Origin of the sequence: Streptococcus mitis (assembly GCF_023109235.1) — a bacterium.
GTDB lineage: Bacteria > Bacillota > Bacilli > Lactobacillales > Streptococcaceae > Streptococcus > Streptococcus mitis_DA.
Window position 1 is genome coordinate 21,600 of the sequence record NZ_JALDUC010000001.1, and the last position, 14,000, is coordinate 35,599.

14 protein-coding genes are annotated in these 14,000 nt (G+C 41.0%); 5 read left to right on the plus strand and 9 right to left on the minus strand.

Going from position 1 to position 14,000, the window contains the following annotated elements; all coding sequences use genetic code 11:
* Positions 1-45: 45 nt before the first annotated feature.
* From M1F55_RS00075 to M1F55_RS00090, 4 genes are all read right to left on the minus strand, one after another.
* Positions 46-996 carry a DUF4097 family beta strand repeat-containing protein gene (locus M1F55_RS00075; RefSeq protein ID WP_214614788.1) on the minus strand — a complete coding sequence of 317 codons (951 nt, stop codon included), beginning with the start codon at positions 994-996 and terminating at the stop codon, positions 46-48.
* A complete protein-coding gene (locus M1F55_RS00080; RefSeq protein ID WP_000198700.1) occupies positions 989-1,582 on the minus strand; it encodes a DUF1700 domain-containing protein in 594 nt (197 codons plus the stop codon). The genes M1F55_RS00075 and M1F55_RS00080 overlap by 8 nt, the downstream gene beginning before the upstream one ends.
* The gene (locus M1F55_RS00085) at positions 1,569-1,895 is read right to left on the minus strand and encodes a PadR family transcriptional regulator (RefSeq protein ID WP_000273858.1); all 327 of its coding nucleotides are present in this window, start codon (positions 1,893-1,895) and stop codon (positions 1,569-1,571) included. Before M1F55_RS00085 ends, M1F55_RS00080 begins: the two co-directional genes overlap by 14 nt.
* Before the next feature lie 138 nt (positions 1,896-2,033).
* A complete protein-coding gene (locus M1F55_RS00090) occupies positions 2,034-3,200 on the minus strand; it encodes a CynX/NimT family MFS transporter (RefSeq protein ID WP_049499175.1) in 1,167 nt (388 codons plus the stop codon).
* Positions 3,201-3,354: 154 nt separating this feature from the next.
* Between M1F55_RS00090 and M1F55_RS00095 the strand changes: the two genes are divergently transcribed.
* Positions 3,355-4,185 carry a glycosyltransferase gene (locus M1F55_RS00095; protein ID WP_247947036.1) on the plus strand — a complete coding sequence of 277 codons (831 nt, stop codon included), beginning with the start codon at positions 3,355-3,357 and terminating at the stop codon, positions 4,183-4,185.
* Between the two features lie 85 nt (positions 4,186-4,270).
* A complete protein-coding gene (locus M1F55_RS00100) occupies positions 4,271-6,121 on the plus strand; it encodes a polysaccharide biosynthesis protein (RefSeq protein ID WP_045605200.1) in 1,851 nt (616 codons plus the stop codon).
* 216 nt (positions 6,122-6,337) lie between these two features.
* Here the strand turns inward: M1F55_RS00100 and M1F55_RS00105 are convergent, their stop codons facing one another.
* The 3 genes from M1F55_RS00105 to sdaAB are packed head-to-tail and all read right to left on the minus strand — an operon-like array spanning position 6,338 to position 8,544.
* Positions 6,338-6,970, minus strand: a complete 633-nt coding sequence (locus M1F55_RS00105) for an HAD-IA family hydrolase (protein WP_000200878.1) — start codon at positions 6,968-6,970, stop codon at positions 6,338-6,340.
* 21 nt (positions 6,971-6,991) lie between these two features.
* On the minus strand, positions 6,992-7,864 hold the full coding sequence (gene sdaAA, locus M1F55_RS00110) for an L-serine ammonia-lyase, iron-sulfur-dependent, subunit alpha (RefSeq protein ID WP_247947037.1): 873 nt from the start codon (positions 7,862-7,864) through the stop codon (positions 6,992-6,994).
* Between the two features lie 8 nt (positions 7,865-7,872).
* The gene (sdaAB, locus tag M1F55_RS00115) at positions 7,873-8,544 is read right to left on the minus strand and encodes an L-serine ammonia-lyase, iron-sulfur-dependent subunit beta (protein ID WP_000838912.1); all 672 of its coding nucleotides are present in this window, start codon (positions 8,542-8,544) and stop codon (positions 7,873-7,875) included.
* A 239-nt stretch (positions 8,545-8,783) separates the two neighbouring features.
* Between sdaAB and apf the strand changes: the two genes are divergently transcribed.
* Positions 8,784-9,434 carry an aggregation-promoting factor gene (gene apf / locus M1F55_RS00120; RefSeq protein WP_000843470.1) on the plus strand — a complete coding sequence of 217 codons (651 nt, stop codon included), beginning with the start codon at positions 8,784-8,786 and terminating at the stop codon, positions 9,432-9,434.
* A 51-nt stretch (positions 9,435-9,485) separates the two neighbouring features.
* Here apf and M1F55_RS00125 read toward each other — a convergent pair whose 3' ends face one another.
* Positions 9,486-10,349, minus strand: a complete 864-nt coding sequence (locus M1F55_RS00125; protein ID WP_247947038.1) for a helix-turn-helix domain-containing protein — start codon at positions 10,347-10,349, stop codon at positions 9,486-9,488.
* A 321-nt stretch (positions 10,350-10,670) separates the two neighbouring features.
* Between M1F55_RS00125 and M1F55_RS00130 the strand changes: the two genes are divergently transcribed.
* Positions 10,671-11,258: a hypothetical protein gene (locus tag M1F55_RS00130; RefSeq protein ID WP_247947039.1), complete on the plus strand. Its 588-nt coding sequence runs from the start codon at positions 10,671-10,673 to the stop codon at positions 11,256-11,258.
* 185 nt (positions 11,259-11,443) lie between these two features.
* Here M1F55_RS00130 and M1F55_RS00135 read toward each other — a convergent pair whose 3' ends face one another.
* Positions 11,444-12,316 carry a hypothetical protein gene (locus M1F55_RS00135; RefSeq protein WP_247947040.1) on the minus strand — a complete coding sequence of 291 codons (873 nt, stop codon included), beginning with the start codon at positions 12,314-12,316 and terminating at the stop codon, positions 11,444-11,446.
* A gap of 516 nt (positions 12,317-12,832) precedes the next feature.
* On the opposite strand from M1F55_RS00135, the gene mnmA reads away from it, so the two are divergent.
* The gene (gene mnmA / locus M1F55_RS00140) at positions 12,833-13,954 is read left to right on the plus strand and encodes a tRNA 2-thiouridine(34) synthase MnmA (RefSeq protein WP_247947041.1); all 1,122 of its coding nucleotides are present in this window, start codon (positions 12,833-12,835) and stop codon (positions 13,952-13,954) included.
* Positions 13,955-14,000: the final 46 nt, after the last annotated feature.

Sequence of the window (14,000 nt, forward strand, 5' to 3'; positions counted from 1 at the left end):
AGTTAGATAAATATGCTTTCATAGTAGCAAATGTAAGCGCTTTTGTCAACGATTTCTAGAAGAAGACTCGTGTTCCTCTGATTTGAGTAGATAGATATCCTGGTCTGCTCTGGCGATGAGTTGATCTTTTGCATCTGCTTTTTCTGTCTTATAAGGATTGCTTAATCGTTCATCTTTGTTTTCTTCGTTTTTAAACGAACGCCTTCCTTCTCTTAAAAAATGAAGAATAGAACCATGTTTTGTTGAAAGATCTAAGTTGATTCTTTGTTTTTCTTCTTCGGAAAGTAGCAGATTTAGGTTTGTTTTTGCTACCAATTCCACCTTACCATGTACTTGGATTTTTTCAGCGTGGAAGTGATTCTCTGTTGACTCTAGCTGACTATCTGTAAGGTCTGTATCAAAGATATTAATGATATTAGGGGTTGTGAGTTTACTGTTTTTGATACGACTTCCTTCAATTCGGAGGAGATAGCCATTATTGGTATTGATGGTCGCATTTTCAAGACTAGCATTAGTGATACTAGTTTGTCCACGATTGGCTGACACGTTGATTCCTTTTAGAGTTCTCCCTTTTGGAAGTTGGAGAATAACTTCTTCAAAACGACGAGAGTAGCTACTTGCGATATGGAGAATCCCGCCAATTCCAGAAGAGAGAAATGGACTTTCAGACAGTTTCTTATCAGTGAGGCTCAGCGTTTTATCGTTTTGATTTGTGATAAGATCATGGTTAGCAGAAATAGATGGATGGTAAGAAATGTGGATTTGATCATCGAAAGAGTCTGTGATGGTCAGCGCGTGTTGGTGGAGAGTAATTTCTAGGTTTTCGACTTCCTTGCCAAAGGTTAGCTCTTCCGTACGGCTATCATAGACAGGTTCTTTGGACATGGCAAGTAGGCTCTTAATTCCGTCAGATTGGATGCCTACAAAGAGCAGGACAAAGCCGATAACGGTAGTCACAACACCAAAAATGAGAAATCCTTTTGTCCATTTACGCATGCTGGTCACCTCTCTTTCCTTTTTTAAGAACAAATTGCACCAGGCGAACAATGAGTAGACCGAAGAAGCGAGCTACATAGGAAATACCTAATAAAACCAGCGAAGAAGCACCGATAGCTAGTAAACCAGAACCGAAAATCAAGATAAAGGCTGATTTAGCTTGGGCTAGGACAGTAAAACTTTCAACTAAAAATAGGAATCCGCCGATGATACCAAGTATGGAAACTGCAAAGAAAGCCAGAATGACAGTCAAAGCAGCAACAAGGATTGCGAACAGGGACACGAGGATGGCGATTCCCAGAGGAATACCGATGGGTGCTGCAAGCAAAGCTAACAAGGCGATATGCAAAATTTGTCGGTTATTCTTTTGAGCAGGCGCTTCATTGATTTTTTTATCTAGAAGATTTGATAGAACTTCGTGGGCTGCTTCCTTAGGAGTTCCCAAGCTAGCGATGAGTTCTTCTTCTCCCTCGACTCCAGCATCGTCAAAGAGTTCTCTGAAATAGTCCATGGCTTCAATTTGGTCAGCCTGAGGCAGTTTTTTGAGATAAAGTTCTAGCTGAGTCAGGTATTCAGTTCTTGTCATGGCGGATACTCCCTTCTATGATGCCATTGATGGTGTCTGTATAAAGTGCCCATTCATCTTTTAGGGTCACGAGCTGTTCTATACCACCATTTGTCAAGGAGTAGTATTTGCGCATGCGACCTTGGAACTCTCTAGAATAGGTTGTCAGAAAGCTATTGCCCTCCAATTTTTTGAGAATGGGATAGAGTGTAGATTCTTTGATATTAGCGATCAGCTTAATGGTTTGGCTAATCTCATAACCATAAGAATCATCCTGCTCCAGTACAGCCAAGATGAGAAATTCAATCAAGGCAGAGGATGTTGGAAAGTACATGGGGAACCTCCTTTTCTAATGTGTAAGATTTTTATATATAATTTTTCTACACATACATTGTACATCTAAATGAAAGCCCTGTCAAGAGAAATGTGTAAAATTTTTATATATAAAAAACTTCTAGCCAAAACTAGAAGTTTAGAGGATTTTATCAGCTCTGTCCACTGTAAAGAGGGCCACAGTCATCAGGATATCGACGAGTAAGAGGGCAGCTACAGCTGGTACCCAAGAGTGGAAAAGGTCAAAACTGTAACCAAAGAGGGTTGGTCCAAAGGCTGCTAGGATATAGCCTCCTGTTTGAGATAGACCGGACAATTGGGCCGTCTTTTCAGGAGCGCTTGTCTTGAGTGAAAAATTGACCATGAGATAAGGGAAGAGGGCACTGGTTGCGGTTCCGATGAGGAGATGGATGGCAAGCCAGTAAAAGAAATTACCGATTGGGAAAAAGAGCATGGAAATACCGACCACACCAGCTAGTGAAACCAGAGTGAGCATGAGCTGACGGTTACGAGTAGATAAACTGGTTGTCAGGCTTGGGATGGTCATTGAAAAAGGAATGCTAATCAGGGAGAAGATAGAGGTCAGCAAGCCAGCTTCGTGACTGGATAGGCCTGCATGGATGGCCATGGTAGGTAGCCAGGTCATAGCGGTGTAAAAGAGTAAGGATTGAAAACCTGCAAAGACAATCACTGCCCAGACCTGTTTATTACGCATGACCTTTGCTTTGCTTTTTTGTTTGGTTTGTGGAGCTAGTCTGTGATTATAGCGGTGATTTGGGAGCCAGACCAAAAAAGTTGCTAGACAGAGCAGGGTGAGGAGGATGATAAGTCCTTTCCAAGAACTGGCTTGTGTAATAGGCACGGCTAGATAGGAAGCCAGAGCCGTCGCAATCCCCATAGAGGTTACATATAAGGTGGTCAGAAAACCAATCTTCTTTGGTTGATTGGCTTGGATGAGACTAGGAAGCAGCACATTGATGACTGCGATACTTGCCCCAACCATCAAGGTTCCTAGATAGAGCAGGGGCAGATTGATTAGTCGAATGAGAGAACCGATGGTCAAGAAGAAAAGGCTGTAGGTGAAGAGATGCTCCAAGCCGATTTTTTGAGCCAGTCGGGTAGAAAAGAGTGAGAAGAGGGTAAACATGAGGAGGGGAAGGCTGGTCAAGACACCAAGCGAACTAACTTCTACTCCCAACCCTTGCGAAATATCTCCCAAAATAATGGGTAAAACAGTAAAAGGAGTCCGCAAGGAAACACCAATCAGGATAATACCTGGAACAAAAAAGAGTGATTGCTTTTTCATATAATACCTCTTCTAGCTGATTTTAATAACAGCTTATTTTAAGGCTTTTTCCCTATAATGTCAAGTAAGGTTTTGGGCTTTCAAGATAAAAATGGGAAAGTCTTGAAAATTATGATAAAATAGTGGAAGGAAATCTATACATTGGAGAAAAACTGTGTCTGAAAAGCAAAAAATCAGCGTATTGATGTCGGTCTATATCAAGGAAAATCCGACATTTTTAAAGGATGCTATTGAGAGTGTTCAAAATCAGACTCTGAAACCGAGCGAATTGGTTCTGGTTGAGGATGGGCCTTTGACACCTGAGCTCTATCAGGTATTAAACCAAGTGGAAGCCCAGTCTGAAATTCCAGTGAAACGCTATCCTCTTGAGCAGAATCAAGGTTTGGGTCTGGCTCTTCGACAGGGTGTTTTGCAGTGTCAGTATGATATTATTGCCCGTATGGATACGGATGATATAGCAGTTCCAGACCGTTTTGAGAAACAGGTTCAGCTAATGGAGAAGGACAAGCTCGACCTATTAGGTGGACATATTGCAGAATTTATTGACAATCCTGATGAGATTGTTTCTTACCGTCGTGTTCCAACCCAGCATGCAGAGATTGTGGCTTATCAAAGGATGAGAAGTGCCTTTAACCACATGACTGTCATGTTCAAGAAGGACATGGTTCTCAAGGCAGGCAACTATGAGGATGGCCTTTATATGGAGGATGACCTCCTCTGGCTCAACATGATTGCTGCAGGAGCTAAGACTGGAAATCTGGATCAAATCTTGTGTAAGGTTCGTGTTGGAGCAGGAATGTTTGAGCGTCGTGGGGGACTGCGTTACCTCAAACTCTATCGTCAAGCTCGTCAACGCATGCTGAAGCGAGGACAAATTTCTTACATGGAGTATGCCAAGAGTGTTGCCATTCAGATGGTGGTTGCCCTTTGTCCTGGATTTGTCCGACAGTTTATTTTTATGAAACTGTTACGAAAAAGCAAGTAAAAGATTGTAGCAAATCATAAACTAGAGAAAAAGTGTTATAATAACAATATAACTATTCGGCTCTTTTAAGGAGGAGTAAATTTCTATGAATAAAAAACTCACAGATTATGTGATTGATCTGGTGGAAATTTTAAATAAACAACAAAAACAGGTTTTCTGGGGAATATTTGATATTTTGAGTATGGTGGTTTCCATCATTGTATCTTATATCTTATTCTACGGATTGATTAATCCAGCACCTGTTGACTACATCATCTACACGAGTTTGGCCTTCCTGTTCTATCAATTGATGATTGGATTTTGGGGATTGAACGCTAGTATCAGTCGTTACAGTAAGATTACGGATTTCATGAAAATCTTTTTTGGTGTGACTGCTAGCAGTATCTTGTCATATAGTATCTGCTATGCCTTCTTGCCTCTCTTCTCCATCCGTTTTATCGTGCTCTTTATCTTGTTGAGTACTTTCTTAATTTTATTGCCACGGATTACTTGGCAGTTAATCTACTCTAAACGCAAAAAGGGAAGTGGTGATGGAGAACACCGTCGGACTTTCTTGATTGGTGCCGGTGATGGTGGAGCTCTCTTTATGGATAGTTACCAACATCCAACTAGTGAATTAGAACTTGTCGGTATTTTGGACAAGGATTCTAAGAAAAAGGGCCAAAAACTTGGTGGAATTCCTGTTTTGGGTTCATATGATGATCTGCCTGAATTAGCCAAACGCCATCAAATCGAGCGTGTTATCGTTGCGATTCCGTCGCTTGACCCGTCAGAATATGAACGTATCTTGCAGATGTGTAATAAGCTGGGTGTCAAGTGTTACAAGATGCCTAAGGTTGAAACGGTTGTTCAAGGGCTTCACCAAGCAGGTGGAGGCTTCCAGAAGATTGATATCACAGACCTTTTGGGTCGTCAGGAAATTCGTCTTGATGAATCGCGTCTGGGCGCAGAACTGACAGGTAAGACAATCTTAGTCACAGGGGCTGGTGGTTCAATCGGTTCTGAAATCTGTCGCCAAGTTAGTCGCTTTAATCCTGAACGCATCGTCTTGCTCGGTCATGGGGAAAACTCAATCTACCTTGTTTATCATGAATTGATTCGCAAGTTCCAAGGGATTGATTATGTACCAGTTATTGCCGATATTCAAGACTATGACCGCTTGTTGCAAGTCTTTGAGCAGTACAAGCCAGCTATTGTTTATCATGCGGCTGCTCACAAGCACGTTCCTATGATGGAGCGCAATCCAAAAGAAGCCTTCAAAAACAATATTCGTGGAACTTACAATGTTGCTAAGGCTGTTGATGAAGCTAAAGTACCTAAGATGGTTATGATTTCGACAGATAAGGCGGTTAATCCACCAAATGTTATGGGAGCAACCAAGCGCGTGGCTGAGTTGATTGTCACTGGCTTTAACCAACGTAGCCAATCAACCTACTGTGCAGTTCGTTTTGGGAATGTACTTGGTAGCCGTGGTAGTGTGATTCCAGTCTTTGAACGTCAGATTGCTGAAGGTGGTCCTGTAACGGTGACAGACTTCCGCATGACCCGTTACTTTATGACTATTCCAGAAGCTAGCCGTTTGGTTATCCATGCTGGTGCCTATGCCAAGGATGGAGAAGTCTTTATCCTTGATATGGGCAAACCAGTCAAGATTTATGACTTGGCCAAGAAAATGGTCCTTCTAAGTGGACACACCGAAAGCGAAATTCCAATTGTTGAAGTTGGAATCCGCCCAGGCGAAAAACTTTACGAAGAACTCTTGGTTTCGACCGAATTGGTTGATAACCAGGTTATGGATAAGATTTTCGTTGGTAAGGTTAATGTCATGCCTCTAGAAGCCATCGATCAAAAAATTGAAGAGTTCCGCACTCTTAGTGGAGATGAGTTGAAGCAAGCTATTATCGCCTTTGCCAATCAAACTACCCACGTTGAATAAAAAAGAAAAACGCATATTATCAGGTCTTGAAAAACCTTGGTAATATGCGTTTTGTTATGTGTAAACTTGCTTCATTTTATTCTGATACTCAATAAAAATCAAAGAGCAAACTAGGAGGCTAGCCGAAGGTTACTCAAAGCACAGCGTTGAGGTTACAGAGAAAACTAACGTGGTTCGAAGAGTATGAAATTGAGTATTTGCCCAGTCTCCGTTATATTATTGAAAATACTCCAAAACTTCTATGGGTTTGTGAGCGATAAAATCAGGATGATAGTTTAGCAAGTCTGCTTGCTCTCCAAATCCCCAAGTGACGGCCAATTTCTGAATGCCTGTTTCTTGAGCTCCCATCATATCAAACTTGGTATCTCCGATGATGATGGCTTGTTCCGGTGCTAGTTGATGTGCCTGCAAGGCTTGGCGAATGACATCTGCCTTATGGGGTGCTTTAGGGCTGGAACCATAAATGCTATCAAAGAAATGATAGATTTCCAAGTTTTTAGTCATGTCTTGAGCGGTTGGAGTATTCTTTGTAGTGGTGATATAAAGAGGGTAATTGCTCGATAACTTCTCAAGCAAGTCTACAATCTGAGGAAAGAGTTGAGCTTCATGGATGCCTTTCTCCTTATAGTAAGAACGGTATATCTGGACAGCCTCAGAAATTTGGTCTTTGGGAAGGCAGGTCGCAAAACTACTTTCGAGGGGCGGTCCCATAAAACCACGAATAGTTTTGGCATCAGGGCTAGGTACCCCCAACTCCTTAAAGGTATGGGTAAAGGCATTGTGAATCCCGATAGAACTGTCAACGAGGGTTCCATCCAGATCGAAAAAGATAGCTGTGATAGAGGTCATGGTTTCTCCTATTTTGATAAGTTATTCTCCGAAAATTTCTTTTTGGAGGCGACGACCAGTAGGGGTGGCAGCGAGTCCACCTTCAGCTGTTTCACGAAAGGCAGTTGGCATGCTTGCTCCTACTTGGTACATGGCATCGATCACTTCATCCACAGGAATTTTAGATTCGATACCTGCCAGAGCCATGTCTGCTGCGATGAAGGCAAAGCTAGCTCCCATGGCATTACGTTTAACACAGGGAACTTCGACCAAGCCGGCAACAGGGTCACAGATGAGGCCTAGCATATTTTTAATGATAAAGGCAATGGCCTGACTGGCCTGATAAGGTGTTCCGCCCGCAGCTAGAGTCAAGGCGGCAGCACTCATAGCAGAGGCCGAACCAACCTCGGCCTGACAGCCACCTTCAGCACCTGAGATAGAGGCATTGTTTGCGATGACTAGTCCAAAGGCACCGGCAGCAAAGAGGAAATCTAGCTGTTGCTCGTGGCTGAGGTCTAATTTTTCAATAGCAGCAGTGAGAACGGAAGGCAGACAGCCAGCACTTCCTGCGGTCGGAGTGGCACAAACCAAGCCCATTTTAGCATTGTGTTCATTGACTGCAATGGCATTTCGGGCAGCAGAGAGAATCGTGTAATCTGACAGAGTTTTTCCGTTTTTGATGTAGTGATCCAATTTGGCAGCATCTCCACCTGTCAGGCCACTACGAGATTTATTTTCATTGAGACCAAGTTGGACAGAGGCTTTCATGACTTCCAGATTGCGTTCCATGAGAAGGAAGACTTCTTCACGTTCGCGACCGGTCAATTCAAACTCTGTTGTAATCATGAGTTCTGCGACATTTCCTTGAAAGTCCAGATCTGCTTGCTCGACCAATTCTTTGATAGAATAAAACATGCTTCCTCCTATTTAAAGAAATTGACATTGTGGAGATGAGGGATTTTTCGAATTTCTTCGATGGCCTCATCACAGTTGCGACTGTCAACTTCGATAATCATAATAGCTTTTTCACCAGCTTTTTCACGAGTAACATTCATCTGGGCGATATTGATACCATAGCGGGAAAGGGCCTCTGTTACGAGGGCAATCATACCTGGAATATCTTGATGAACAATGATGATAGTCGGTGTATTCATATTGAGAGAGACGGCAAAGCCATTGAGTTCGGTTACCTGAATATTTCCTCCCCCGATAGAAATACCAGTCACGCTAATGGTCTTATGAGCATTTTTGACGGTAATTTTAGTGGTGTTTGGGTGAGGGGCATTGCTGTCTTTCTGAATGGTCCAGACAATCTTGATGCCACGCTTGTGGGCAATTTCCAGGCTGTTTGGGATTTCAGGATCATCTGTATCCATGCCCAAAATACCTGCAACAAGGGCTAGGTCTGTTCCGTGACCACGATAGGTCTTGGCAAATGAGTTAAATAGTTGGAATTCGACTTCTGTCGGAGTATCATCAAAAATGGAAGAGACAATCTTCCCAATACGAACAGCACCAGCTGTATGGCTACTAGATGGGCCAATCATAACTGGTCCGATGATATCAAAGACAGATTGAAAACGAAGTGATTTCATCAGTTTCCCCTTATAAAAATTCTTATCTCTATTATATCAAAGAATGAAGGTCTTGGCTTTAATTGTGGATGAAAACCTTTTTACACTACAAATAGCATAAAAAAGCATCTTTTGTAACAAAAAATGGCTTATTTAGAGAAATAAAAAATAATTTTGTAATATTTCTACATAAAAGTGTCAAGAAACGGTAATATTTAAAGGGTATGATAGAACTATAGAAAGAAGGAGAATTTTCAAATATGAAATCAACAACTAAAAAGATTAAAACAACTCTTGCAGGAGTAGCTGCCTTGTTTGCAGTATTTGCTCCATCATTTGTATCTGCTCAAGAATCATCAACTTACACTGTTAAAGAAGGTGATACACTTTCAGAAATCGCTGAAACTCACAACACAACTGTTGAGAAATTGGCAGAAAACAACCACATCGACAACGTTCATTTGATTTATGTTGGTCAAGAGTTGGTTATCGATGGTCCTGTAGCACCTGTTGCAACACCAGCGCCAGCTACTTATGCGGCACCAGCTGCTCAAGATGAAACTGTTTCAGCTCCAGTAGCAGAAACTACAGAAGTAGTAGAAGAAGCAGCACCAGCTGCAAGCGCTCCTGTAGCAGAAGAAACTGTTGCTGCAGCAGAAACTTCAGCACCAGCTGCAACTGTAAGTGGATCTGAAGCAGAAGCTAAAGAATGGATTGCACAAAAAGAATCAGGTGGTAGCTATACAGCTACAAACGGCCAATACATTGGACGTTACCAATTGACAGATTCATACTTGAACGGTGACTACTCAGCTGAAAACCAAGAACGTGTAGCAGATGCCTACGTTGCAGGACGTTACGGTTCATGGTCAGCCGCTAAAAACTTCTGGCTTAACAACGGTTGGTACTAAGAAATAACGAACAGAATAATTTGAAAAAGTCGAGGAAATCCCTCGACTTTTTTATATTTCTTTCGGTTGATAATAGATCTCCACTTCTTTTTTGAGAAAGGCTAGAATGGAAGTTTCATCGGTCAGCTCTAGAAGGGAGAACCCTTTTTGGATAAGTTTGGCATCATCCCTACAAATCCCAATACGGACATAGCAGATAGCAAGCATATCGTAGCTTTTCTTATTCTTGGCATCCTCTAGTAAAGTATAGCAGATTTGTTGACACATGTTTTTGTCTTGATGGTATAAGTAAATGGTGGAAAGGTTGAGTAGGATTGCCATTCGTAAGTCATATAAATGTTGGTAGTTTTTATAGACTTCCAAGCGTTGCAGGATTTTTCCAGTAATGAGATGGAGGTGTTCAATTGGAAAGCTGAAAAGGATGGTATTGAGGATTTTTAGGTCACTTTCATACCATGTATCTTGTTTTTCAATTTTTTCCCATAGTTTTTGGATAGTCTGTTTCACTTGCTCTGACAGTTGCTCTGTACCATATTGACGGATATGAATGACAACTTCCAGCATATCCCTGATTTCTTCTATAGGCAGGTCGTGATAGGTCTTGAGATAGTTTTGGCATGTTTCAAAAAAATCAACTAGACCACTGCCACCAATGATGGAATTCATATTGAGATAAGTTTGCATGATTTCTGTCCGTTGGCTCGGCTGATAGAGATGGCAGATATAGTCAAACTCTTCAAAACTCATATTGATTTGCCGGAGAAGAAACTCCATATTTTCATATTTAGGAGTTACTTTACCACTTTCAATCTTTGATAGGCTGGTTCTTGATAGGACATTCCCACAGACCTCTTCTTGGGTCAATCCTTTTGACTCTCGTATTTCTTTATAGACCTTTCCAAAATCATAACGCATGATTGACTCCTTTTCGTGAAAAAAGTTAACAAAGAATAAAATCCTATTAAAAATATTGTATCATAGTAATATAAAAAGTAAAAAAGAAAGCTAAAATAAGTTTGGTGTAATTTTAAAATGGGCTTAACAGTATTATGATGTAGCTAGAAAAGGGATGGAAAAATGTTTAAAAATAAGGAACTTTTTCGAGTAGTCATGATATTTGTGATAGGAATTATCCTCATTTTAATGACACCCGTCTTATTTAAAGTTGTTATGGAACTATTTTCAAAATAAATACGACTCTGCTTTAGGTAGAGTAGTGAATCAGGAGGTTAAGTGATGAACTACAATTTAAAATATCTCTTATCAGGAATATTTATCATAGTCTTTATAGGCTTCCTAGTCTGGATGCGTTATGTTAATCAGAGGAAGGAAGAAGAGCATTCGGATGTGTCTTTTGAAGCGAGGTTAGATAGTGAGGTCAAGGCCTTATATAAACAACTAGGATTGGGTGAGGAGCCTCATTATTTCTTAGCTTATCGCTACCTACATCCTTGGTTTAACTTGGCGATTTTACCACCAACAGTTGAAATTTTCTTAACTAAAATAGCGCTGGTGATGGTGACCCCAGATGAACTACTGATAAGAAATCTTGGAAATGGGATGACTTTCATAAGTGAGCATCATCGTGATTTGCGACAAGGACTTATCCGCATTCCAAAATCAGAGATGAAAGAATTTGAGATTCGCAACTGGAAAAGAGCTTTTGTATTTGGAGACTTTTTGACGATAAAAACAAACCAACATAGCTATTATTTGCAGGTTAGAGATGATGGACTTCAAAAAGGAAGTCTTTCTACCAAACATTTCTCCGACTTGAAACGACAAGATTTTCTCGGATTATTGACAAATAAACGGACATTCTGATAGACAATTGCCCCAAAAAAGGAATCTCTGAATGTTCAACAATTCAAAAACCACACAGTGTTTTCAGACTTGAACACAATCAAGCTGAGAGAATCACTGTGTGGTTTTATTGGAAAGTTAGTTTTTGCTAGCCTTTTATATACTTTATTCGACAAAAGACAATTAAATTAGCGATAGCCGATTACTTACTGCTGACCGAATGATGTAACTCCGCCACCTAAACTAGCGAGATCATCACTGTTTGTTGTGGGAACTCCAGCATTGTTACTATTGGTATTAGTTTCTGCTTGAGCTTCTGAAGTATTAGCTGCTTGATTTTGTGTACTTGCCACATCATTTCCGCTGCTGCCAGCACTATCAGATGAAGGTTGTTCGCTTGCAGGCGCTTGTGAACTGTATCTGCTCCCATTTGACTCAGTATAGGTTGGAGTGTAGCTCCCTCCTCCTGAAGAATAGGTTTCTCTTTCCCCCTCGCTACTAGTCGTTCCTGTTTCTTTTTTGTCAGTCTTTTGTCCTTCTTTTTTAGTCAAGACTTCAACTTGCTTTTGGAATTTAGAAATTAGTTCTTGGATGGGTTTTATTTTTTCATCAATAGTGGCTTGTTCGCTTGTGGAGTTGACACTTTTAATGATTTCTAGTATTTTTTGTAAGGAAGTGATGGCTGTTTCAAGTGCTTGTTTATCTTCAAACTGACTATCGGATTCCTTTATATCCATTTTTAAAGCTTTTTCGCTATAATGATTGGTGATTTTATCGGACGTAGTAGTAAGAAAGTCTGCTAATATTTGCTTGCCTTCGTCAGTGTTTGGCTTCAATTCTTGAATTTTTTTCCAATCCTCTATAATTGTTTCAGAATCGATATTAAAATCTTTGATGGCTTTTTTTACTTGCTCGACATCTTGTTCATTTTTTTGCCGTTTGAAGAAAGCAATATTGCCTCTTTCTGTTAAGATGTTTTCTTGATGAATGACTAAACCTATTAAAAGTCCAAGACTTGCGACAATGATAATAGTAAAAATGGTGTTTTTTGATTTTAGAATATCTTTGTAGTTTTTCACAATCGTTCTACGTACATGGATGGTAGTATCTTTAAGGGATCATGTACGTATTCCTCCTCAATATAGTATATCATTTTTAGTTTATTTTATAAATAAGATAATAAGCAGTAGCGGGATTAAGCTATAAATTACCCTCATTTCAAACAATTATATATGTATTTGCAGAGAGCTTGTAGATTATCAGTCTCTTTCTTGTCTTCTCCAACCAAGCATGTTATAATGAATACTGCTCAAGCGACCTTCAATCGTTAAGCACACACGACCTTCAATCGTGAACTAGTCATTTCGTTTATCTTTTATTACGTCGTTAACTCTAAATGAGATGCAAGCTGAGCTTGTCTGATTTATAACCTCAATCAGTCTCCCAGACTGATTGAGCGAACTCAAGTTATGCCTGCGACTCGTTGCCTAGTCCTAAAAGCAAACGAAAAGACTATACTCGAAGAAATTCTATTGAAAGTCATAGTAAATAGAATTTTGAGGGGTATAAATAAACGAATAGATGGGAGACTTACCATGAGTGATAACTCTAAAACACGTGTTGTTGTGGGGATGAGTGGTGGTGTTGATTCGTCGGTGACGGCTCTTTTACTCAAGGAGCAGGGCTACGATGTGATCGGTATCTTCATGAAGAACTGGGATGACACAGATGAAAACGGCGTCTGTACGGCGACCGAAGATTACAAGGATGTGTCTGCGGTGGCAGACCAGATTGGCATTCCTTACTACTCTGTCAACTTTGAAAAAGAGTACTGGGACCGCGTTTTTGAGTATTTCCTAGCGGAATATCGTGCAGGACGCACGCCCAATCCAGATGTTATGTGCAATAAGGAAATCAAGTTTAAGGCTTTTTTGGACTATGCCATGACTTTAGGTGCAGACTATGTTGCGACTGGGCACTATGCTCGAGTAGCGCGTGATGAGGATGGTATTGTTCACATGCTTCGTGGCGTGGACAATGGCAAGGACCAAACCTATTTCCTCAGCCAACTTTCGCAAGAACAACTTCAAAAAACCATGTTCCCGTTGGGACATTTGGAAAAGCCTGAAGTACGAAAACTAGCAGAAGAAGCAGGCCTTGCGACTGCCAAGAAGAAAGACTCGACAGGGATTTGCTTTATTGGAGAAAAGAACTTTAAAAATTTCCTCAGCAACTACCTGCCAGCTCAGCCTGGTCGCATGATGACTGTAGATGGTCGCGATATGGGCGAGCATGCAGGACTTATGTATTATACAATCGGTCAGCGTGGTGGTCTCGGTATCGGTGGTCAACACGGTGGTGATAACGCGCCATGGTTCGTTGTCGGAAAAGACCTAAGCAAGAATATTCTCTATGTCGGACAAGGATTCTACCATGATTCGCTCATGTCAACCAGCCTTGAGGCTAGTCAGGTTCACTTTACTCGTGACATGCCAGAGGAGTTTACGCTCGAATGTATGGCTAAATTCCGCTACCGTCAGCCTGATTCTAAGGTGACCGTCCATGTCAAAGGAGACAAGGCAGAGGTTATCTTTGCAGAACCGCAACGCGCCATCACACCAGGTCAGGCAGTTGTCTTTTACGACGGGGAAGAGTGTCTAGGTGGTGGTTTGATTGACAATGCTTACCGCGATGGACAAGTTTGTCAGTACATTTAGATTGACAAATTTTCTCAATTTGCTACAATAATAAAAGCAATAGAAA

Coding starts and splice junctions, on each gene's coding strand:
- sdaAB (WP_000838912.1), bottom strand. CDS start 8,544: ATGAAATCACTTCGTTTTCAATCTGTCTTTGATATCATCGGACCAGTT.
- M1F55_RS00125 (WP_247947038.1), bottom strand. CDS start 10,349: ATGCGTTATGATTTTGGAAAGGTCTATAAAGAAATACGAGAGTCAAAA.
- M1F55_RS00085 (WP_000273858.1), bottom strand. CDS start 1,895: ATGTACTTTCCAACATCCTCTGCCTTGATTGAATTTCTCATCTTGGCT.
- M1F55_RS00130 (WP_247947039.1), top strand. CDS start 10,671: ATGAACTACAATTTAAAATATCTCTTATCAGGAATATTTATCATAGTC.
- sdaAA (WP_247947037.1), bottom strand. CDS start 7,864: ATGTTTTATTCTATCAAAGAATTGGTCGAGCAAGCAGATCTGGACTTT.
- M1F55_RS00090 (WP_049499175.1), bottom strand. CDS start 3,200: ATGAAAAAGCAATCACTCTTTTTTGTTCCAGGTATTATCCTGATTGGT.
- M1F55_RS00105 (WP_000200878.1), bottom strand. CDS start 6,970: ATGACCTCTATCACAGCTATCTTTTTCGATCTGGATGGAACCCTCGTT.
- mnmA (WP_247947041.1), top strand. CDS start 12,833: ATGAGTGATAACTCTAAAACACGTGTTGTTGTGGGGATGAGTGGTGGT.
- M1F55_RS00080 (WP_000198700.1), bottom strand. CDS start 1,582: ATGACAAGAACTGAATACCTGACTCAGCTAGAACTTTATCTCAAAAAA.
- M1F55_RS00075 (WP_214614788.1), bottom strand. CDS start 996: ATGCGTAAATGGACAAAAGGATTTCTCATTTTTGGTGTTGTGACTACC.
- apf (WP_000843470.1), top strand. CDS start 8,784: ATGAAATCAACAACTAAAAAGATTAAAACAACTCTTGCAGGAGTAGCT.
- M1F55_RS00100 (WP_045605200.1), top strand. CDS start 4,271: ATGAATAAAAAACTCACAGATTATGTGATTGATCTGGTGGAAATTTTA.